18 protein-coding genes are annotated in these 19,079 nt (G+C 58.7%); 5 read left to right on the top strand and 13 right to left on the bottom strand.

The window, feature by feature from the left end; genetic code table 11:
- Positions 1–9: 9 nt before the first annotated feature.
- The 10 genes from GJQ55_RS01865 to GJQ55_RS01820 all read right to left on the bottom strand — a co-directional run bounded on the left by GJQ55_RS01865 (position 10) and on the right by GJQ55_RS01820 (position 10,292).
- Positions 10–207, bottom strand: coding sequence for a DUF2065 domain-containing protein (locus tag GJQ55_RS01865; RefSeq protein WP_228345819.1), 198 nt, complete (start codon positions 205–207; stop codon positions 10–12).
- A gap of 114 nt (positions 208–321) precedes the next feature.
- Entirely contained in the window at positions 322–1,194 is an 873-nt protein-coding gene (hflC, locus tag GJQ55_RS01860; RefSeq protein WP_228345818.1) for a protease modulator HflC, read from the bottom strand.
- On the bottom strand, positions 1,194–2,378 hold the full coding sequence (gene hflK / locus GJQ55_RS01855; RefSeq protein WP_228345817.1) for an FtsH protease activity modulator HflK: 1,185 nt from the start codon (positions 2,376–2,378) through the stop codon (positions 1,194–1,196). Before hflK ends, hflC begins: the two co-directional genes overlap by 1 nt.
- An 89-nt stretch (positions 2,379–2,467) precedes the next feature.
- Positions 2,468–3,778 (bottom strand): ribosome rescue GTPase HflX, encoded by a 1,311-nt coding sequence (hflX, locus tag GJQ55_RS01850; protein ID WP_228345816.1) that lies wholly within the window; start codon positions 3,776–3,778, stop codon positions 2,468–2,470.
- A 20-nt stretch (positions 3,779–3,798) separates the two neighbouring features.
- Positions 3,799–4,056 (bottom strand): RNA chaperone Hfq, encoded by a 258-nt coding sequence (hfq, locus tag GJQ55_RS01845; RefSeq protein ID WP_228345815.1) that lies wholly within the window; start codon positions 4,054–4,056, stop codon positions 3,799–3,801.
- 99 nt (positions 4,057–4,155) lie between these two features.
- Positions 4,156–5,115, bottom strand: coding sequence for a tRNA (adenosine(37)-N6)-dimethylallyltransferase MiaA (miaA, locus tag GJQ55_RS01840; RefSeq protein WP_228345814.1), 960 nt, complete (start codon positions 5,113–5,115; stop codon positions 4,156–4,158).
- Entirely contained in the window at positions 5,115–6,977 is a 1,863-nt protein-coding gene (gene mutL, locus GJQ55_RS01835) for a DNA mismatch repair endonuclease MutL (protein ID WP_228345813.1), read from the bottom strand. Before mutL ends, miaA begins: the two co-directional genes overlap by 1 nt.
- 17 nt (positions 6,978–6,994) lie before the next feature.
- The gene (locus GJQ55_RS01830; RefSeq protein ID WP_228345812.1) at positions 6,995–8,308 is read right to left on the bottom strand and encodes an N-acetylmuramoyl-L-alanine amidase; all 1,314 of its coding nucleotides are present in this window, start codon (positions 8,306–8,308) and stop codon (positions 6,995–6,997) included.
- On the bottom strand, positions 8,305–8,781 hold the full coding sequence (gene tsaE / locus GJQ55_RS01825; RefSeq protein ID WP_228345811.1) for a tRNA (adenosine(37)-N6)-threonylcarbamoyltransferase complex ATPase subunit type 1 TsaE: 477 nt from the start codon (positions 8,779–8,781) through the stop codon (positions 8,305–8,307). Before tsaE ends, GJQ55_RS01830 begins: the two co-directional genes overlap by 4 nt.
- On the bottom strand, positions 8,781–10,292 hold the full coding sequence (locus GJQ55_RS01820; protein ID WP_228345810.1) for an NAD(P)H-hydrate dehydratase: 1,512 nt from the start codon (positions 10,290–10,292) through the stop codon (positions 8,781–8,783). Before GJQ55_RS01820 ends, tsaE begins: the two co-directional genes overlap by 1 nt.
- 64 nt (positions 10,293–10,356) lie before the next feature.
- Between GJQ55_RS01820 and queG the strand changes: the two genes are divergently transcribed.
- Positions 10,357–11,466: a tRNA epoxyqueuosine(34) reductase QueG gene (queG, locus tag GJQ55_RS01815; protein WP_420907158.1), complete on the top strand. Its 1,110-nt coding sequence runs from the start codon at positions 10,357–10,359 to the stop codon at positions 11,464–11,466.
- A 35-nt stretch (positions 11,467–11,501) separates the two neighbouring features.
- Positions 11,502–12,548, top strand: a complete 1,047-nt coding sequence (locus GJQ55_RS01810; RefSeq protein WP_228345808.1) for a GGDEF domain-containing protein — start codon at positions 11,502–11,504, stop codon at positions 12,546–12,548.
- Positions 12,549–12,552: 4 nt separating this feature from the next.
- Here GJQ55_RS01810 and orn read toward each other — a convergent pair whose 3' ends face one another.
- Entirely contained in the window at positions 12,553–13,095 is a 543-nt protein-coding gene (gene orn, locus GJQ55_RS01805) for an oligoribonuclease (RefSeq protein WP_228345807.1), read from the bottom strand.
- Between the two features lie 98 nt (positions 13,096–13,193).
- On the opposite strand from orn, the gene rsgA reads away from it, so the two are divergent.
- The gene (rsgA, locus tag GJQ55_RS01800) at positions 13,194–14,231 is read left to right on the top strand and encodes a small ribosomal subunit biogenesis GTPase RsgA (RefSeq protein ID WP_228345806.1); all 1,038 of its coding nucleotides are present in this window, start codon (positions 13,194–13,196) and stop codon (positions 14,229–14,231) included.
- Between the two features lie 269 nt (positions 14,232–14,500).
- On the opposite strand, the gene motB is transcribed toward rsgA, so the two are convergent.
- Positions 14,501–15,541, bottom strand: a complete 1,041-nt coding sequence (gene motB, locus GJQ55_RS01795; RefSeq protein ID WP_228345805.1) for a flagellar motor protein MotB — start codon at positions 15,539–15,541, stop codon at positions 14,501–14,503.
- Complete coding sequence (gene motA / locus GJQ55_RS01790; RefSeq protein WP_228345804.1) at positions 15,541–16,392, bottom strand: flagellar motor stator protein MotA; 852 nt, start codon at positions 16,390–16,392, stop codon at positions 15,541–15,543. Before motA ends, motB begins: the two co-directional genes overlap by 1 nt.
- 127 nt (positions 16,393–16,519) lie before the next feature.
- Between motA and GJQ55_RS01785 the strand changes: the two genes are divergently transcribed.
- Together GJQ55_RS01785 and GJQ55_RS01780 are read left to right on the top strand one after the other, a co-directional pair.
- Positions 16,520–18,163 carry a hypothetical protein gene (locus tag GJQ55_RS01785; protein WP_228345803.1) on the top strand — a complete coding sequence of 548 codons (1,644 nt, stop codon included), beginning with the start codon at positions 16,520–16,522 and terminating at the stop codon, positions 18,161–18,163.
- A gap of 81 nt (positions 18,164–18,244) precedes the next feature.
- Positions 18,245–19,072 (top strand): sulfurtransferase, encoded by an 828-nt coding sequence (locus GJQ55_RS01780; RefSeq protein ID WP_228345802.1) that lies wholly within the window; start codon positions 18,245–18,247, stop codon positions 19,070–19,072.
- Positions 19,073–19,079 lie beyond the last annotated feature (7 nt).

Here is a 19,079-nt window from a genome sequence, read left to right as displayed (position 1 = left end):
AGCCTTATCTCAGTTGATCAGATACAGTAGGCCGAGACCGATCAGCATACTGATCAGGCCGGTCATTCGTATGGTGCGGTCATCGGCGGTTACCAGCCGGGTAATCAGGCTGCGCCAGCGCGTTGGATACAGGAAGGGCAACAGCCCTTCCAGAATAAAAACCAGACACAGGGCGATGATTATTTCGCGCCAGAAATCAGGTTGCACAGGTATCCCCGCCTAAGCTTCGCACAAAAAAAACCGGGCTCCAGGCCCGGTTGCAGGATTCTACCAAAGCCGTTGCGCCCTGACCATCGCCAAAGGCACAACGGCGACGGCCGGTTACTGCTTGCCCTGCGCGTCTTTCAGATAACGGAAGAAATCGCTGCTGGGTTCCAGCAACAGCACGTCGTTCTGACGGAAGCTTTCGGTGTAAGCCTTCAGGCTGCGCGTAAAGGCGTAGAACTCCGGATCTTTGTTGTAAGCCGAGGCATAAATACGCGCCGCTTCGGCATCGCCTTCACCGCGGGTTTGTTCGGCTTCACGGTAAGCTTCGGCCTCAAGCACCACTTTCTGACGATCGGCATCAGCCTGAATACCTTCCGACAATTCCTGACCCTGAGAGCGGTGCTCACGGGCTTCACGGTTCCGTTCGGCGGCCATGCGGTTGTACACCGAACGACTCAGGTCTTCCGGCAGGTCGATGGCTTTTACCCGCATATCCAGCACTTCAATACCCAGTTCAACCTGAGTTTGTTCGTTCAGCTGCGCGGTCAGAATGGTCATCAGCGCATCCCGCTCACCGGACACCACTTCGTGCAGGGTACGGCCCGCAATGCCATCGCGCAGGCCTTTGTTCAGCAGCGCCGCCAGCAGGTTGGTGGCTTCCAGACGGCTGCCGGAGGTAGCCTTGTAGTAAGCGCGTACGTCTTTGATGCGCCATTTAGCGAAGGCATCAACAATGACGTATTTCTTACCGGCAGTCAGGAAACGTGACGGGTTAGTATCCAGCGTCATCACCCGCGCATCAAAGCGCTTAACCACTTCGATAAAGGGCACTTTCCAGTGCAGACCGGGTTGCAGGTCGGCTTCCACCACCTCACCGAATTTCAGTTTGATGGCACGTTCGGTTTCTTTCACTACATACAGGCCCTGGCTGGCCAGCAACAGCACGCCGCCCAGCACAATAAGGCTTAATAACGCTTTAGGAGACATTAACGACCCTCCCGACGGACAGTGTTGGTCTGGGTGGCACCCTGACGGGTGCGCAGTTCATTCAGTACCTGATCGGTCAGACGCGAGAAGTCAGCACTGGTCAGACCGGTACTGCCTGGCGCCGCCGGCATGTTCTGCATCAGCTTATCCAGCGGCAGATACATCATGTTGTTACCACCTTTAACATCCACCAGCACTTTGCTGGCGTTGGTGTAAACCTCGGAAACCGATTCAATATACAGACGCTCGCGGGTAACCTGCGGGGCACGACGGTACTCGGCATACAGTTTGTTGAAACGCTCCGCTTCACCCTCAGCGCGGGCGATCAGGCGCTCTTTGTAAGCACGGGCTTCTTCCAGCTGACGCTGGGCGCGACCACGGGCTTCCGGCACCACCGCATTGGCGTACGCTTCGGCTTCGTTGATGATGCGCTCTTTATCCAGCTTGGCGACCTGCACATCGTCGAACGCGGCGCGCACCTGCTCGGGCGGACGGGCATCCTTAATGTTGACGTTGGTCAGCACCATACCTGTCTGGTAACGACCCAGATAATCCTGCAGACGGATCTGAATACGATCGGCCAGTTCGGCCCGGCCAGCGGTTAACACCTGATCCATAATGGCCGAGCCCACTTCGTGGCGCAGCGCACTCTGAGCGGCTACCTGCAGGGCACGTTCCGGTTGTTCAATGCGTAACGCAAAGGACACCGGATCAGCCACACGGTACTGAGCGTTCAGCTCAACTTCGACGATATTTTCGTCTTCGGTCAGCATCCGCTCGCGGATTTCCAGCGTACGGACGGCCGTGGTATTCACCGCGATCACCTGATCCAGCAGCGGTAATTTGAAGTGCAGACCGGGGTTAACGGTTTCCTGGTATTTACCCAGGCGCATCACCACGCCACGCTCCTGCTCATCCAAGGTGTACACCGAGTTGAACACCAGTACGATGCCCAGTACGACCACCAGAATGCCAATAAAGCCACCGCTGCCGCCAGTGCTGCCGCCGTTGCTGTTATTGTTGCGTTTGCCACCACCGAACAAGCCGTTCAGTTTATCCATCAGCTGCTTCAGGGCTTCATCCAGATCCGGCGGTTGATTACCACGGTTGTTATTACCACCGCGGTTATTATTTCCCCAGGGATCATTCGGATTGCCCTTTCCGCCGGGCTCATTCCAGGCCATAGTTCACTCCAGTCAGGCACATAAATTCAGTCTGCCACAGGGCAGTGTGCGGGATCATACCCAATTTTACCGGCACAAACGAAGACGGCTTAATGCCAGGCTTCGCGCACCGGCGTCAGAAAGCGTTGTTCATCGACACCGGCACGGGACAGTGCGCGTTTAAAATCCTGCAGCTGCAGCCGCAGGGCGACTACCATATCACCATTTTCTTCGCAGCGTTCCTGCTGCACCGCGCCCAGTTCGTAAAGAATTGCCCGCAAGCGGGCATCGGCCGGATGCAGCAGAATGTCGCCGCAATACAACTCGCTGCCCAGCAGTTCGCTGAGCGCCTGCGCCAGTAAGTCCAGCCCCAGCCGCTGCTGGGCCGACACCCACACCGCCACCGGGCGGCCCTGATCATCGCGGTCAATGCGTGGCTGGGCATGGCCGAGCAGATCAATTTTGTTATACACCCGCAGCTGCGGCACGCTGTCGGCTTCAATTTCTTTCAGCACCAGCTCAACCTGCTGGATATTGCCTTCCCGTTCGGCAGCAGCGCAGTCGATCACATGCATTAATAAATCCGCTTCGGCCGCCTCCTGCAGGGTCGCCTGAAAGGCTTCCACCAGCTTGTGCGGCAAATGACGGATAAAGCCCACGGTATCGGCCAGCACAATTTCACCGACATTATCGATGGCCAGCCGGCGCAGGGTCGGGTCAAGGGTAGCGAACAGCTGGTCAGCGGCGTAAACCTCAGCGCTGGTCAGCGTATTAAAGAGGGTCGATTTACCGGCGTTGGTATAGCCTACAATGGCCACGCCAGGAATGGCGGAACGCTTGCGGGCACGGCGGTTCTGGTCGCGCTGGGCATGTACTTTGTCCAGTCGCGCATGAATGTTTTTCACCCGCTCGCGCAGCAGCCGGCGGTCGGTTTCCAGCTGGGTTTCACCCGGGCCGCGCAAACCAATACCGCCCTTTTGCCGTTCCAGGTGGGTCCAGCCGCGCACCAGTCGGGTGGACTGGTATTCCAGCTGGGCCAGTTCTACCTGCAGCTTACCTTCGTGAGTACGGGCGCGCTGGGCAAAAATATCCAGAATCAGGCCGGTACGGTCGAGTACCCGGGCCTGTAATTCTTTTTCCAGGTTACGTTCCTGGCTGGGCGTGAGGGCGTGATTGAAAATCACCAGATGGGCATCGTGCAGACGCAGCAAAGCGGCGATTTCTTCCACCTTGCCTTTGCCGATAAAGGTTTTGGCATCGGGCTTGGCCCGCTTGGTGGTCACCAACCCCACCGGCTCGGCACCCGCGGAAATCACCAGCTCCTGAAACTCGCTGAGATCTTCGCGGTTCGCCCCTTCCGGGAAATCGATGTGCACCAGTATTGCGGTTTCGCCGCCGTGATCGGGACGTTCAAAGAACAAGAAAGCGGCTCCTGCAGTAATTAAGCGTCGCTGTCGTCATCACCTTCGCTCTGGCCATCCAGCGGCTGGATGCGCACATTGCGTGACGGCACAACGGTAGAAATTGCGTGTTTGTAAACCATCTGGCTGACGGTGTTTTTCAGCAGAATCACAAACTGGTCGAAGGATTCAATCTGGCCCTGCAGTTTGATGCCGTTGACCAGAAAGATGGACACAGGAATACGTTCCTTGCGCAGCTGATTCAGGTAAGGGTCTTGTAAGGAATGCCCTTTTGACATGTTGTTCTCCTCAATATAGGTGTGCTGTCCAAAACGGGGACAGCGAAAAAAGATAAGTAAGTCCCTGTCGTCCGGAGAAACTCAGCAACATCAGTGCGGTCAGGACGGCAAATCAAATATGGCGTTGGCATGCAGTATTTTCAAGGCAGATTGCAGAAGATTACGATCTCCGGAATCCAGCCAGTGCAGGTCGGGCCAGCTGCGTAACCAGGTAATCTGACGCTTGGCAAGCTGGCGAGTGGCTATGATGCCACGCTCCACCATTTCCTCATAATCATATTTGCCGTCCAGATAGTCCCATACCTGGCGGTATCCGACACAGCGTACCGACGGCATATTCACGTTCAGATCACCCCGCGCATACAGCGCTCTGACCTCATCAACGAAGCCTTGTTCCAGCATTTGCCGGAAGCGCAGCGCAATGCGTTGGTGCAGCACAGCACGATCGGTGGGACACACGGCCAGCGACACCAGGTTGTACGGCAGTGGCTCGCTCTGCTGCTCGGCCCAGAATTGCGACAGTGTTTTGCCGGATACCGCATAAACTTCCAGCGCCCGCTGAATGCGTTGCGAGTCATTGGGTTTAAGACGCTCGGCGGCCTGCGGATCGACCTCGGCCAGCCGCGCGTGCATGGCCGGCCAGCCCAGCCGCAAACCATCCTGCAACAACTGCTCACGAATGGCTTCATCGGCCTGGGGTAAATCGGCGGCGCCGTCGCGCAGAAATTTGAAATACATCATGGTGCCGCCCACCAGCAGCGGCACTTTGCCGGCGGCGGTAATCTCAGCCATCTCCCGCAATGCGTCAGTGCGGAAATTGGCCGCAGAATAGCTGTCGGCCGGATCGATCAGATCAATCAGCCGGTGCGGGGCTTGTTGCAGCATTTCTGCATCGGGCTTGGCCGTGCCGATATCCATGCCTTTATAAATCAGCGCCGAATCGACGCTGATGATTTCGCACGGATAGCGCTTAACCAATTCCAGCGCCAGCGCGGTTTTACCCGATGCGGTCGGACCCATTAAAAAGATCGCCGGCGGCAGGCCGGTTGGCGTGGTCATCAGCGTCCCCGCAGAAAGAGTTTATCGAGCTCGGCCATGCTCAGTTGCGTCCAGGTCGGACGGCCATGATTGCACTGGCCGCTGCGCTCGGTGGCCTCCATATCGCGCAATAAGGCGTTCATTTCCGGAATACTCAGGCGGCGGTTGGCACGAACCGAACCGTGGCAGGCCATAGTCGCCAGCAGTTCATTACGATGCGCCAGAATACGGTCGGAGGTGCCGTGTTCGAGCAGGTCACCGAGCATATCGGTAATCAGCTGCGGCACTTCCGCCTGCTGCAGCAATACCGGGATACGACGCACGACAATATTTTCCGGCCCCATGCGCGCCAGCTCGACCCCCAGCTGTAAAAACTCAGCGGCAAACTGTTCGGCGGTGTCGGCTTCACGCTCACTGACCGCCAGGGTCACCGGCACCAGCAACGGCTGACTGGCGACACCCTGCTCGTCCACCGCCTGCTTCAAACGCTCATAAGTAATGCGCTCGTGGGCCGCGTGCATATCCACAATCACCATGCCCTGGGCGTTCTGCGACAGAATATAAATGCCGTGCAATTGCGCGATGGCGAACCCCAGCGGCGGCATATCGGCATCGCCAGCCGGCATGGCCGCGGACAGGGGCTGATTCATCTGCCGCAAAGTATCCAGCTGCCCCGCCACCGCACTGGCAGCCGGCGCCGTATTAAACGCTGGTGCATACGCCGGCTGATAGGCTGGCCGGTTCAGGTCCTGCAGGTTGCTGACCGGCACCTGCCAGTTCAGCCGCTCCTGCTGCTGAAACTCACCGGCGGCCACACCACTGACCGGTTCGGCGGCCGCATTCAGTGCATAGGCCGGGGCGCTGGCCACAGTATCCTGCGGCCGCACACTGCCCAGGGCCTGATGCAGGGTACGAAACAGAAAATCGTGCACCAGCCGGCCATCGCGGAACCGCACTTCGTGTTTGGTCGGGTGCACGTTCACATCCACCAGTTTCGGGTCCAGCCATAAATACAGCACAAAGGCCGGCTGACGGCCGTGGTACAGCACATCGCGGTAGGCCTGTTTAATGGCGTGCACCACTAACTTGTCACGCACCACCCGGCCATTAACGAAGAAATACTGCATATCGGCCTGCGAGCGGGAAAAGGTCGGCAAACCCACCCAGCCCTGCAATTGCAGCCCCGCCGCTTCGGCATCAATGTGTACTGAACTGTCGATAAATTCGGCGCTTAATAAACTGGCGACGCGCTTTTCTTTTTCAATGCCACGTTCGGCCGGGCGCAACTGATGAATTGTGCGGCCGTTATGACGCAGGGTAAGGGCCACGTCGTAGCGGCTGAGGGCCAGGCGTTTTACCGTTTCTTCCAGATGGGAGAACTCGGTTTTTTCAGTGCGCAGAAATTTGCGCCGCGCCGGGGTATTAAAAAATAAATCCCGCACTTCCACCGTAGTGCCCACCGGGTGTGCCGCCGGGCTGATGCGGGTGGCCATATCGCGGCCTTCGGCCTCCACCGCCCAGGCTTCATCACTGTCGTGGGCGTGGGAAGTTAAGGTTAAGCGGGTCACCGAACTGATACTGGCCAATGCCTCGCCACGGAAACCTAAGCTGGCGACCGCTTCCAGATCATCCAGCGTGGTGATTTTACTGGTGGCATGGCGGCTTAACGCCAGCGGCAGATCATCCTGGGCAATACCATGGCCGTCATCACGGATACGCAGTAATTTCACCCCACCCTGTTCAGCGTCGATTTCAATGCGGGTGGCACCGGCATCGAGGGCGTTTTCCACCAGCTCTTTGACGATATTGGCCGGGCGCTCGACCACTTCACCGGCGGCAATCTGGTTGGCCAGACGCGGGGATAACAGCTGAATACGGGACATAGGTTGCTCTGGCACGGTCAGGAACGCGGAATCTGCAGCTGCTGGCCAATGCGCAGCTGGTCGCTTTTCAGGTCATTGGCGCGGCGCAGGGCGGTGACCGCCACGCCTTCACGCACTGCGATATCCGACAGAGTATCGCCACGTCTTACCACATAAACACGGCTGGCCGGCGCCTGGGCCAGCTGCATATTATCGGGCGGAAAACGACGGAAATAGCGGGTGGTACCGGTAAAAATCGCCCGCGCCATTTTCTTCTGATAATTGCGGTCAGCCAGCGCCCTGGCTTCCTGCGGGTTGGATATAAACCCGGTCTCCACCAGCAATGCGGGAACGCTGAGGGTTTTCAGCACCATAAAATTGGCTTCTTCCACCTGCGATTTATGCAGCTTCGCAATACCGCCCATCTGTTCCAGAATATGGCTGCCCAGCTGTACGCTTTCTTTGCGCTTATTGGTCATGCTTAAGTCCACCAGCGTCATGGCCAGATGGTCATCGGCATTTTCCAGTTTAACGCCGCCAATACTGTCAGACTGGTTTTCCTTGTCAGCCAGATAGCTGGCCATTTCGGATGAGGCACCGCGATCTGACAGCATAAACACCGAACCGCCGCGGGCGCTGGGGTGCTTGAAGGCATCGGCATGAATGGAAATAAAGAAATCGGCTCCGGCCGCCCGGGCCTTGCTGGCGCGTTCACGCAGGCCCAGGTAGTAATCACCGGTACGGATCAGCAGCGGCGTAAAACCCGGTTCGTCCTGCAACAGCCGCTGTAATTCTTTGGCGATGGCCAGCACCACGTGTTTTTCCATCACCCGGCCCGGCCCAATGGCCCCCGGGTCTTCGCCGCCATGGCCAGCATCAATCGCCACAATCACATCGCGGGTAACGGTACGGCCAGTGGATTGTTTAACCGGTGCCGGGATACTGATGGCCTGATTGCCCACCACCCTGGGAGTCGGCCGCGCCGTCAGATCAACCACCAGCCGGTGACCGTAGATATCGTTGGGCGGCAGTGGAAAGGTGCGGAATTCCTGCCCTTCCCGCAGCTCAATCACGAAACGCAGGTCATTCTGACCATGCCGGCCACTGCGCAGAGTGCGCACCGGCGAACCGGTAAGATCCACCTGATCCAGATCTTTCAGCATACGGGCGTTGCTGATATCCAGTACCACCCGGCTGGGCGCACTCAGATCAAAAGCGCGGTGCTCCAGGGCTTTGGTTAAATCCAGCACGATGCGGGTATCACCATCCGGGCCGGGCCAGATACGCACATCCCGGACATCGGCCTGCACCCAGACACTGAATAATCCCACTAAGGGCAATAACCACTTCATGCCTGTTCCCATGTTGCTGCCAGCTGCTCCAGCGCGGTTGCCCAGCGCCGGCCTCGTTCCGTTCCTGCCTGCCAGCTGAGCTGGCGGCCATTGCCGGCATCCGCCAGGCGCAACACCAGATCCGCCGCCGGCAACACCCCCCGGCCCTTGTCGGCCCATTCAATCAGGCACAATGCCTGTTGCTGCAGATATTCACGAATGCCCATAAATTCCAGTTCTTCGGCATCGCCCAGGCGATACAGATCAAAATGACACACCGTCACGGCCGGCAGCGGATACTCCTCTACCAGGGTGTAAGTGGGGCTCTTCACTGCGCCCTCATGCCCCAAGGCCCGGATCAGACCGCGGCTGAAGGTGGTTTTACCCGCCCCCAGCGTGCCCTCCAGAAACACCAGCCCGCCTTCTGCCAATACCGGCGCACAGGCGGCAGCGAAATCGAGCGTGGCCTGTTCGTTATTCAGATACAACGTCATTAATTCACCAATTCCTGCACCACAGCGGCCAGATCACTGGCCAGCATACCGCGCCGGCCGTGCTGACCGGCCCAGACATCGGCGGCGGCCGCATGCAGACACACCGCATAACGGGCAGCGGCGCCGGCATTCATACCCTGCGCCAGCAAGGCCGCCACAATACCGGTCAGCACATCGCCCATACCGGCACTGCTCATTCCCGGATTACCATCGCTGCAGACCGCCAGCCGGCCATCGGGTTCCGCGACGATACTGCCCTGACCTTTCAGCACCACCACCGCCTGATATTGTTGCGCCAGCTGGAGGGCGGCGGCAAAGCGATCAGCCTGTACGGCCGCGATGGTGCTGCCCAGTAAGCGGGCGGCTTCGCCCGGGTGCGGGGTCAGCACCACCGTCCGGCCGGCAAAATCACAGCGCCAGGCCGGCGACGCCAGCAAATTCAGCGCATCGGCGTCCAGCACCAGCGGCTGATCTGCCTGCAACGCCTGCTGTAACAATAATTCACCCCAGCTGCCCTGCCCCAGCCCCGGCCCCAGTGCCAGCACATCGGCGCGCATAACCAAAGGCTGCAGTTCCAGGCCGGAATTGACCGCGTGCGCCATCACCGTCGGGCAGCGGGTTAATAAGGCGGTAATGTGTTGTGGCCGGGTGGCCACACTGACCAGCCCGGCACCACTGCGGGCGCAGGCTTCCGCTGCCAGTAAAATGGCTCCACCAAAGCCCTGCTCACCGCCCACCAGCAGCACATGGCCAAAATCGCCTTTGTGCACATTACCGCGGCGCGCCGGCAAGCACTGCCCACTGCGTTGCAGACGGTGCCAGCTGATCCGTTCACCAGCGGCTGGTGCCGCCAAGGCTAACGGCGTCAGTGCTGCAAAGGCCAGCTCGCCGCATAAATCCGGACCATCGGCGGTTAACAAACCCCGCTTTACACCGATAAAGGTAACGGTCAGATCGGCACGTACCGCCGCGCCAGCCGCCACCCCGGTATCGGCCTGTAAACCAGAAGGAATATCCAGTGCCAGCACCGGCGCCGGATGCGCATTAACCGCCTCAATCAGGCGGGCATAGTCCGCCGCGGCCGGCCCCTGTAAACCGGTACCGAGCAAGCCATCGACAATAACATCGGCATCGGCCGCCAGTTCACCGTTAAATGCCCCGGCGGTAACACCGGCCGCCAGCGTTTGCTGGCGCGCGGCCTGCGCCTCGCTACTGGCGCGGGCCGGGTCACCCAGGCTGTACAACTGCACGTCTAAACCATGCGCCTGGGCCAGGCCGGCCAGCAACCAGGCATCACCGCCGTTATTGCCCGGGCCGGCCAAGACCATCAGCGAACGGGCCTCTGGCCAGCGTTGCAGCAGGCAGGCAAAAGCGGCTTCGGCGGCACGGCCCATCAGCTGCAGAGCGCTGATGCCTTCGTTGTGCATAACCTGCTGATCCATCGCCCGGACGTCGGCCGCGCGATAAAGCGCAACGGGCAAATGATCACGGGCGCTGTAAGGTCGGTTCATGTGCCGGGGGTCCGTTGTGATACATTGGCGGCAGTATATCGAAGCCAGCCGCCAAGACGAACCCATGCCGGACCAGCAATCTGCTTATCAGTGCCCTTCTGCCACCACCGACCCGCTGCGGTTACTGCGCCAGCAGCTGCAGCAATGGGCGGAAGAACTGGGCTTTCAGCAAGTCGGAGTCACCGGTGTGGCGCTGACTGAGGATGAACAACGCCTGCAACAATGGCTGGCGGCGGGGTATCACGGTGAGATGGGCTATATGGCCGACCACGGCAATATGCGCTCACGGCCGGCAGAATTGCTGCCCGGTACGCTGCGGGTAATCAGCGTACGGATGGACTACCGCGCCCCCGGCGTGGAGCTGGCCGGGGCGCTGACGGATAAACACCGCGCCTATATTTCCCGCTATGCGCTGGGCCGTGATTACCACAAACTGATGCGCAAACGCCTGACCGAACTGGGCAATCGCTTACAACAGGCGGCCGGTCCCCTGGGCTTCCGCGCCTTTGTCGACAGCGCGCCGGTACTGGAGCGGGCGCTGGCGGCCAACGCCGGACTGGGCTGGATCGGCAAGAACACCATGCTGATCAACCGCAAAGCCGGCTCGTATTTTTTCCTCGGCGAAATTCTCACCGATCTGCCGCTGCCAGTGGATACCCCGGACCGCGCCGACCACTGCGGTCGCTGCACTGCCTGTCTGGATATTTGTCCAACCCAGGCCTTTGTCGGGCCGCATATACTGGATGCCCGGCGCTGCATTTCGTATTTAACCATCGAACTGAAAGGCCCGATTCCCACGGAATTGCGCGCTGGTCTGGGCAACCGCATTTTCGGCTGCGATGACTGCCAGATTGGCTGCCCCTGGAACCGCTTCAGCAAACCGACCACCGAAGCGGATTTCTCCCCCCGTCACCGGCTGGATAAAGCCACATTGCTGGAGTTATTCAGCTGGGATGAACAAACCTTCCTGAACCGTACCGAAGGCATGCCCATCCGTCGTACCGGTTACGAAAACTGGCTGCGTAATATTGCCGTGGCGCTGGGCAATGCGCCGGCCAGTCTGGATATTCAGGCGGCGCTGCAACAACGCCGGCCGCTGGCCACGCCACTGGTGCAGGAACACATCGACTGGGCCCTGCAACAACAGCTCAGCAACGCGGTCAATAACAGCTAAACTCTGTCTCACAGCGACAACCAGGGAGATCTGCCATGCCACCAGCCGCTCATCCGCAACAGGAACAACTGCGTCTTGAAGCGCTGCAGGCTCTCGACATTCTGTATTTGCCGCTGGAAGAGCGATTCGACCGCATTACCCGCATCCTGTACCGCTTATTTAATGTACCCATCGCCTATCTGTCGCTGATGGAAGCCGACACTCAATGGTTTAAATCCATTCAGGGCGCCGACCTGCTCAGCACCCCGCGCAGCGATTCTCTGTGCCAGCACACCCTGCTGGAAGACGAAATGCTGATCTGCCCGGACACCCTGCAGGATCCGCGCTTTGCCGATAACCCCTATGTGCTTGGCCCGCCCAATGCCCGCTTTTATGCCGGGTTTCTGTTAAAAAGCCGCGGCCAGAACATTGGCACCCTGTGCATTATTGATACTCAGCCACGAACCTTCGGCCCGGAAGAGGCGGAAATGCTGCGCGATATCGGCAATTGGGCGCAAACCGAAGTCAACCTGACCCAGCTGAGTGATTCGCAAATTGAACTGATCGGTGAGCTGGATGAAGCCTGGCAGGAAGCACGCATCGACAGCCTGACCCGGCTGTGGAATCAGGGGGCCATTAAGCAGATTCTGCACCGGGCGTATCAGCGCCATTTGCTGAACCTGACCCCGCTGTCGGTGCTGATGCTGGATGCCGATTATTTCAAACGCATTAACGACCGCTTCGGCCACGCCGCCGGCGATCAGGTATTGCAGGGCATTGCCACCGCATTGCGCCATTGTCTGCGCTCTGACGATACGGTTGGCCGCTATGGCGGCGAGGAATTTATGGTGGTGCTGGATAACTGTGACACCCGGCGCGCGACCGAACTGGCAGAACGGGTGCTGCAACGGGTGCGGTCATTGCGTTTTCCGCAGATCGACCCGCAGCTGCAGGTAACCCTGAGTATCGGCATTGCCGGCACCGAAGCGCGCGGACTGGAAAGCGAGGCTGACCTGATGGATCTGGCCGACCAGGCCCTGTATCTGGCGAAAGATCAGGGTCGTGACCGGCTCTGTGTGCTGCACGAAGCGCAGCACGACTGAGGCATCACACCTTCAGGAAATGCTCGCGGTAATGCAGCATCTCGGCAATGGATTCGCGAATATCATCCAGCGCCTGATGCGACCCCTGCTTCTGAAAGGACGACACCACTTCCGGTTTCCAGCGTTTGGCCAGTTCCTTAACGGTAGACACATCAATATTGCGGTAATGCATATAGGCTTCCAGTTCCGGCATATATTTCACCAGAAAACGGCGGTCCTGGTGGATGCTGTTACCGCACAGTGGTGACGCCCCGGCCTTAACGTAAGGACGCAGAAATTCCAGCGTCGCCAGCTCGGCAGCACGGGCATCGGTGGTGCTGTTGCGCACCCGTTCGGTCAGGCCGGAATTGCCGTGGGTTTTGGTGTTCCAGTCATCCATGGCATCCAGCAGCACATCCGGCTGCTGCACCGCCAGCACCGGGCCTTCAGCAATCACGTTCAGGTTGCCATCGGTGACGATGGTGGCGATCTCCAGAATCACGTCCCGCTCCGGATCCAGACCGGTCATTTCCAAATCCATCCACACTAAATAATCGTTCTGGCTCATAGTCTGCTACCTGGTTAAAAGTGCGGGAAGTTTAGCAACTTGCGCCACTGCCAGCCAACACGGACAATGGCCATCAACCGTCAACGCAGTGCTACAGCATGAGCAAACGAAAGCTGACCCGCCGCCAGACCTGGCGGGTAGAAAAAATCCAGGAAGAAAAAGCCGCCCGCGTACAGAAAAAAGAATCCGGCATCAGCACCTTATTACAGGCCGGTGAACTGGGCGCCGAAACCGCCGGCCGGGTCATCGCCCACTTTGGCTCGCTGGTGGAAATTGAAGCCCTGCAGGGCGAACTGCAGGGGCAGCGCTACCGTTGCCACTTACGTGCCAACCTGGGCTCACTGGTGACCGGCGACAACGTGGTGTTCCGCCCCGGTCCGGAAGTGAATGGCGTGCACAGCGGTGTGGTGGAAATGGTGCAGGAGCGGCAATCGGAATTATCCCGCCCCAACCCCTATAACGAAATCAAACCGGTGGCCGCCAACATTGATTTTATTGTGCTGGTGATTGCGCCGGAACCGGAAGCCCATGCCAACCTGATTGACCGCTACCTGGTGGCGGCGGAAAACTGCGGCATCGAGCCGATTATTCTGCTGAATAAAACCGACCTGATTAACGACAGCAACCGCGACCACTTTATTAAAATGCTGCACAGCTATGAACAGCTGGGCTACCGCACCCTGCGGGTATGCAGTCAGGACGACAGCAGCCTGGGTGAACTGAAAGAATTCCTCAACGGCCGCACCAGTGTGTTTGTCGGCCAGTCGGGGGTCGGTAAATCCTCACTCATCGGCACCCTGCTGCCGGGTGAAGAACTGAAAGTGGGGGCGCTGTCAGAAAATACCCGCAAAGGCAAACACACCACCACCACCGCGCGGCTGTACCACTTCCCGGCCGGTGGCGATTTAATCGACTCGCCCGGCATCCGTGAATTCGGTTTATGGCACATGAGTGAAGATGAGGTGCTGTACGGCTTCCGCGAATTACGGCCGCTGGCCGGTTACTGCCGTTTTCGCGACTGCGCCCATGAGCAGGAACCCGGTTGCGCCATTCGTGCGGCGGTAAAAAAAGGCGACATCAGCGAGCGCCGCTTCGACAGTTACCGGCGCATTGTGCAAACCCTGACCGGGCTTTAAGGAGCCTCTGAATAACTCGATGCCCGCTCTGGATTGCAGGAAAGTTCTGAATCACGAAGCCGGGTTGAAGGCATAACGGGTTCTGTCAAAACCCGGCGACACCGAGTCAGGACTTTCCTGCAATCCCCGTAGGGCGCGGCTTTCCGGGCCGTATAGCGGCGTTGGCGAACTTGAAAAGGGCTCGCCATTCTCTGCGTTCACCGCCTTGCTCTGCAGCCCGCAAATACTCGCGCAGAGCTGTGCAGAGTTATTCAGAGGCTCCTTAAACACTACCAGAACGCTTCTTCTTCGTTGGGCGGGTTATCGTAAGGATTATCCCGCGCTTCGCGCTGCTGGCGCAGCCGCTCCAGCATCGAGCCGGAACGATTAATCACCGGTTCACGCGGGTCAGCGGTGCCGGCTTCGCCATCGGCACCCGCCTCACCTCCGTTAATAAATTCCACCTCGGGTTCAGCACCACGGTTGCGCACGCTGGCTTCAGAACGAATATTCAGCAGGGTAATGGAAATACGCCGGTTAACGGCTGCATAAGGGTCGTTGGCATCCAGCGGCGCGGTATCCCCCATGCCAATCACCTGCGCGATCTGCGTCTTCGGCACCCCGGCTTCCATCAGTGCTCGGCGCGCACTGTCAGCCCGGATCGCTGACAGGCTCCAGTTGGCATCTTCAGATTCATCCACCCCGCCCATGCGTGCCGCATCGGTATGGCCGGCAATGGACAAACGGTTATCCATAGCGGCCATTAACGGCGCCAGCTCCCACAGAATATCTTCAGAATAATATTTCAGCCGTGCGCTGCCGGTATCAAACATCGGCCGGTTGGTCTTATCGACAATCTGCAACCGCAAACCTTCAGTGGTGATGTCCAGCAACAGCTGATCTTTAAACGGGCTGAGGGTCGGACTGGCATTAATGCGCTCTTCGATCTGGGCTTTTTTGTTTTCCAGCCGCTGCCGTTCAATGGCTTCCGCCATGCTTTCAATTTCTTCCGCCTGCAGAATTTTTTCCGGATCAATCACTTCTGATTCCGCCACATTATCGGCCTGCGATGGCGAGCCACCCAGATCAATCACATAACGTGACGGTACTTTACGGCCTTCTTCGTAAGCCAGCGGGTCCTGAAAATAACCGGAAATAGCGGCGCGCTGGGTTTCGTCGGAATTACTGATAATCCACAGCACCAGAAACAGCGCCATCATGGCCAGCGCAAAATCCGCCATCGCCACTTTCCAGGCACCACCATGGTGGCCATGTTTGCCTTTTTTAATACGACGAATAACGATGTTTTTGTTCTGGCCCAGATTTTCCATCAGCGGCTCCGCACCTTGCTTTCGACCTCGGTAAAGGTCGGCCGGTCACGGGTGAACAGAGATTTACGGCCAAACTCCACCGCCAGCTGCGGCGGCAGACCGTTAAGCGAAGCAATAACGCAGGACTTCACCGCTTCGTACAGTTTGATTTCTTCCTCCGCCAGATGGTGCAGCACCGCACTGACCGGGCCGACAATACCGTAAGCGAGAAAAACCCCCATAAAGGTCCCCACCAGAGCCGCGGCGACGTGGGCACCAATGGCCGCAATTTCGCCATCAATGGCGCCCATGGTAATCACAATCCCCAATACGGCAGCGACAATACCAAAGCCCGGCAAGGCATCCGCGACCCGGCCCACCGCATTGGCGGGCGTTTCCAGTTCGTGCATACGGGCTTCAATTTCCTGATCCATCAACGCTTCCAGCTCGAAGGACGTCAGGTTGCCGGCGGCAATAATACGGAAATAATCGGCGATAAAATGGGCCAGTTCTTCATTGGCCTGAATGGCCGGATAACGGGAAAACAGCGCACTGGAGGACGGGCTTTCGACATCCGCCTCAATGGCCATAATACCTTCACGGCGGGCTTTGTTGAGAATGTCATACAGCAGCCCGAGAACATCCATGTGCAGGGCTTTGTTTACCTTGCTGCCCATGATGATTTGCGGGGTCATTCTGAAACAATGTTTCACCACATGCCAGGGATTGGAAATCAGGAAGGCACCGAAGGCGGCACCGACAATAATCAGAATTTCAAAGGGCTGCCATAAGGCCAGCAGATTGCCATGTGACATCACATAGCCATACAGCACACTGCCAAAAACAATGCTCAGACCAATCAGAAACAGCATCCGTTAACGTCCTTAGGGCAACCAGCGGAAGAATAATTTATGTCTATAGTTGAGTGTATCGGCCGATATCCGGTTAACATCAGCAGCTTGTAAGTAAAGGCGACAACGGGCAGTTATACAAACCCTCATGACATCTGTACTCATTACTCCGCCAGCGGCCGGCCTGTGGCGCAAAACCGGCGCCAGCCAGGATTTTCCGATTCTGGCGGAAACCCGCCTGCGGATCAAAAAGCAGCTGCAGCACCGCCGCGTCAGCTTTGATGATCTGGCGCCACTGGTTGAACAGGACGCAGCCCTGTGTCTGCATTTGCAGCAGCATGTGGCCCGCAACCGTCCCAACAGCCTGGCGCAGGTATCGGGGGCCGCCAGCTGCCTGGCTCTGCTGGGCCTGGAGTCACTGGTAAAACTGATGAAACAGCTGCCGGTGGTGGCCGCCGATACCGATGAAGCCCATCTGCAGCTGTACCGCCGCGCCTTACTCACGGCGCAGCTGGCCGGCAATCTGGCCGCCGACTGGGCCAGCGTGCTGAACAACACCACGCCCCATTATGCCCGCTGGAGCACCCTGATGTCGTCCGCACCGCTGTGGTTGTGGCTGTTGCAGCACCCACCGGTGCGTAACTGGCTGCACCTGCTGGGCAACGACATAGACCTGCTGCCGGCCAGCCGGATGATCTTCGGCCCGGCCCAGCGCGAATGGCCGCAATTAGCCCGACAACTGCATCTGCCCGCCATGGCACAATCTCTGTATGAACCGGCCCAATGGCCGGATCGCGCCCAATGGCGGCATCTGCGCCGGCACGACCCCAGAGACAGCGACGATCAGCGCGCTCTGATGCACCGCTGCCATCAACCCTTCATGATCTGCCTGATGGCCAATGCACTGGCCTGGCACTGGCATATTGCCCCCGACAGCCCGCGCTGCCAGCGCTGGCAGCACCTGATCGCTAACTGGCTGGGACGTTCGATTCACATACTGCGGCCGCATCTGCGCCAGCTGCAGGTACAGACCACCCGTAACCAGCACAGCAGCGCCGCCACCGGCCTGCACCTGCTGGTAAGCCCGGCAACTGCCTATCAGCCCTACCCCTGGGTTAATCCCATGGGCCAGGAGGATATTCCGCCGGCGGGTCTGCGCCAGCCATTCCGTGAACACCAGACCAGCACCGTCGACGACGCACCGGCTGGCACCCCGACTGCGCCCAACGCTCCCCCACCCGAGCGCCGTCAGGATCCCCTGTATATGAAAAAACTGCTGCGCCAGTTACAGCACGAACCAGACAGCTTCGGTGATCTGCATTACCTGATGCGCGGCATGCTGAAAGGCATCTGCAGTGGCTTGGGTATGCCGGCAGCCTGCATTGCCCTGCTCAACCGCGAACGCACCGCACTGAAAGTGCTTTACAGCGAAGGCCTGAGCGAACAAGCACCGTTGCGGAGCTTTCTGATTGATCTGCGCACTCCATCACTGTTTACCAAACTGATGGAAAAACAATCAGCGGTACTGCTGAACCCGGACAACCGGGCCCGCTATCTGACGCATATTCCGCCAGCCATGACTGCCCGCCTGCCGCAGCACTGCATGATGATGTCGATTGATGCCGGTGCGCAGCCCATTGGGCTGGTTATGGCGCTGGGGAATGACAACCAGCCGCCCTTCACGCAGGCAGAATTTATCGATTTCAAAAACCTGTGCATTGTTACCTGCCATGGCCTGACGGCCCTGCGGATTAATACCGAACAACGCCGCCAGCGCCCGCCGACAGACTGAGCCGGAAAACAGAAACCTGACAGAATCATTCAGGTTGGCTAAACTCGCGCACTCGTCAGCATTTATCGGGGCTGTGTCAGCATGAATCGCTTTCCTTTATTACTGGAACCCAGCCAACTGGCGGCCAGCCTGCCGGTATCCGGACAGGTATTGATTATTGAGCAGGCCGGCCGCGACAATTACCTGCAGAACCATATTCCCGGTTCGGTGTGGCTGGATTTCAAACGTCTGCAGCTGGGCACCGCTCCTACCCCGGGCGCTCTGCCGTCCCTGGCCCAATTGAGTGAAGTTTTCAGTGAGCTGGGCCTGACCCCAGACACCCATGTGATCTGCTCCGATGACGAAGGCGGCGGCTGGGCCGGACGCCTGATCTGGGTACTCGACTGCCTGGGGCACACCCGGTATTCCTATCTGAACGGCGGCCTGGTCGCCTGGCGCGCCGAGGGGCTGCCCACCAGCAGCACGGAAACGCTGCCGACTGCATCGGTCTATCAGGCTGAATTGCGCAATCCGGATTGCTCGCTGACCAAAGAACAGATTCTGCAGCGGCTGGGGCAACCGGATTTTGCCATCTGGGATGCCCGCTCACGGGCCGAATACACCGGCGAGAAAGTAATTTCTGCCCGCGGCGGTCATATTCCCGGCGCGGTCAATTACGAATGGACCCTGGGCATGAACAAAGCCCGCGGCCTGCGCATTAACGATCTGGAAACCTTCCGTTCCCTGCTGAACGATCTGGGTATTGATGCCACTAAAGAAGTGGCCACCCATTGCCAGACGCATCACCGTTCCGGTTTTACTTATCTGGTCGGGAAAATCCTTGGCCTGAACATTAAAGGCTATGCCGGCTCCTGGTCTGAATGGGGCAACGATCCGGCCACTCCGGTTACCACCGGCGAACAACCCTGAGGCACCT

Source organism: Venatoribacter cucullus (genome assembly GCF_016132445.1).
In the GTDB taxonomy this organism is placed as follows: domain Bacteria; phylum Pseudomonadota; class Gammaproteobacteria; order Pseudomonadales; family Oceanobacteraceae; genus Venatoribacter; species Venatoribacter cucullus.
Note: the sequence above shows the minus strand (reverse complement) of the source record. Positions and strands in the feature narration are given on the sequence as shown.

Coding starts and splice junctions, on each gene's coding strand:
- GJQ55_RS01780 (WP_228345802.1), top strand. CDS start 18,245: ATGAATCGCTTTCCTTTATTACTGGAACCCAGCCAACTGGCGGCCAGC.
- hflK (WP_228345817.1), bottom strand. CDS start 2,378: ATGGCCTGGAATGAGCCCGGCGGAAAGGGCAATCCGAATGATCCCTGG.
- tsaE (WP_228345811.1), bottom strand. CDS start 8,781: ATGACGTTGTATCTGAATAACGAACAGGCCACGCTCGATTTCGCTGCC.
- motA (WP_228345804.1), bottom strand. CDS start 16,392: ATGCTGTTTCTGATTGGTCTGAGCATTGTTTTTGGCAGTGTGCTGTAT.
- hfq (WP_228345815.1), bottom strand. CDS start 4,056: ATGTCAAAAGGGCATTCCTTACAAGACCCTTACCTGAATCAGCTGCGC.
- queG (WP_420907158.1), top strand. CDS start 10,357: ATGCCGGACCAGCAATCTGCTTATCAGTGCCCTTCTGCCACCACCGAC.
- miaA (WP_228345814.1), bottom strand. CDS start 5,115: ATGACCACGCCAACCGGCCTGCCGCCGGCGATCTTTTTAATGGGTCCG.
- orn (WP_228345807.1), bottom strand. CDS start 13,095: ATGAGCCAGAACGATTATTTAGTGTGGATGGATTTGGAAATGACCGGT.
- mutL (WP_228345813.1), bottom strand. CDS start 6,977: ATGTCCCGTATTCAGCTGTTATCCCCGCGTCTGGCCAACCAGATTGCC.
- GJQ55_RS01785 (WP_228345803.1), top strand. CDS start 16,520: ATGACATCTGTACTCATTACTCCGCCAGCGGCCGGCCTGTGGCGCAAA.
- GJQ55_RS01810 (WP_228345808.1), top strand. CDS start 11,502: ATGCCACCAGCCGCTCATCCGCAACAGGAACAACTGCGTCTTGAAGCG.
- hflC (WP_228345818.1), bottom strand. CDS start 1,194: ATGTCTCCTAAAGCGTTATTAAGCCTTATTGTGCTGGGCGGCGTGCTG.
- GJQ55_RS01830 (WP_228345812.1), bottom strand. CDS start 8,308: ATGAAGTGGTTATTGCCCTTAGTGGGATTATTCAGTGTCTGGGTGCAG.
- motB (WP_228345805.1), bottom strand. CDS start 15,541: ATGGAAAATCTGGGCCAGAACAAAAACATCGTTATTCGTCGTATTAAA.
- GJQ55_RS01820 (WP_228345810.1), bottom strand. CDS start 10,292: ATGAACCGACCTTACAGCGCCCGTGATCATTTGCCCGTTGCGCTTTAT.
- rsgA (WP_228345806.1), top strand. CDS start 13,194: ATGAGCAAACGAAAGCTGACCCGCCGCCAGACCTGGCGGGTAGAAAAA.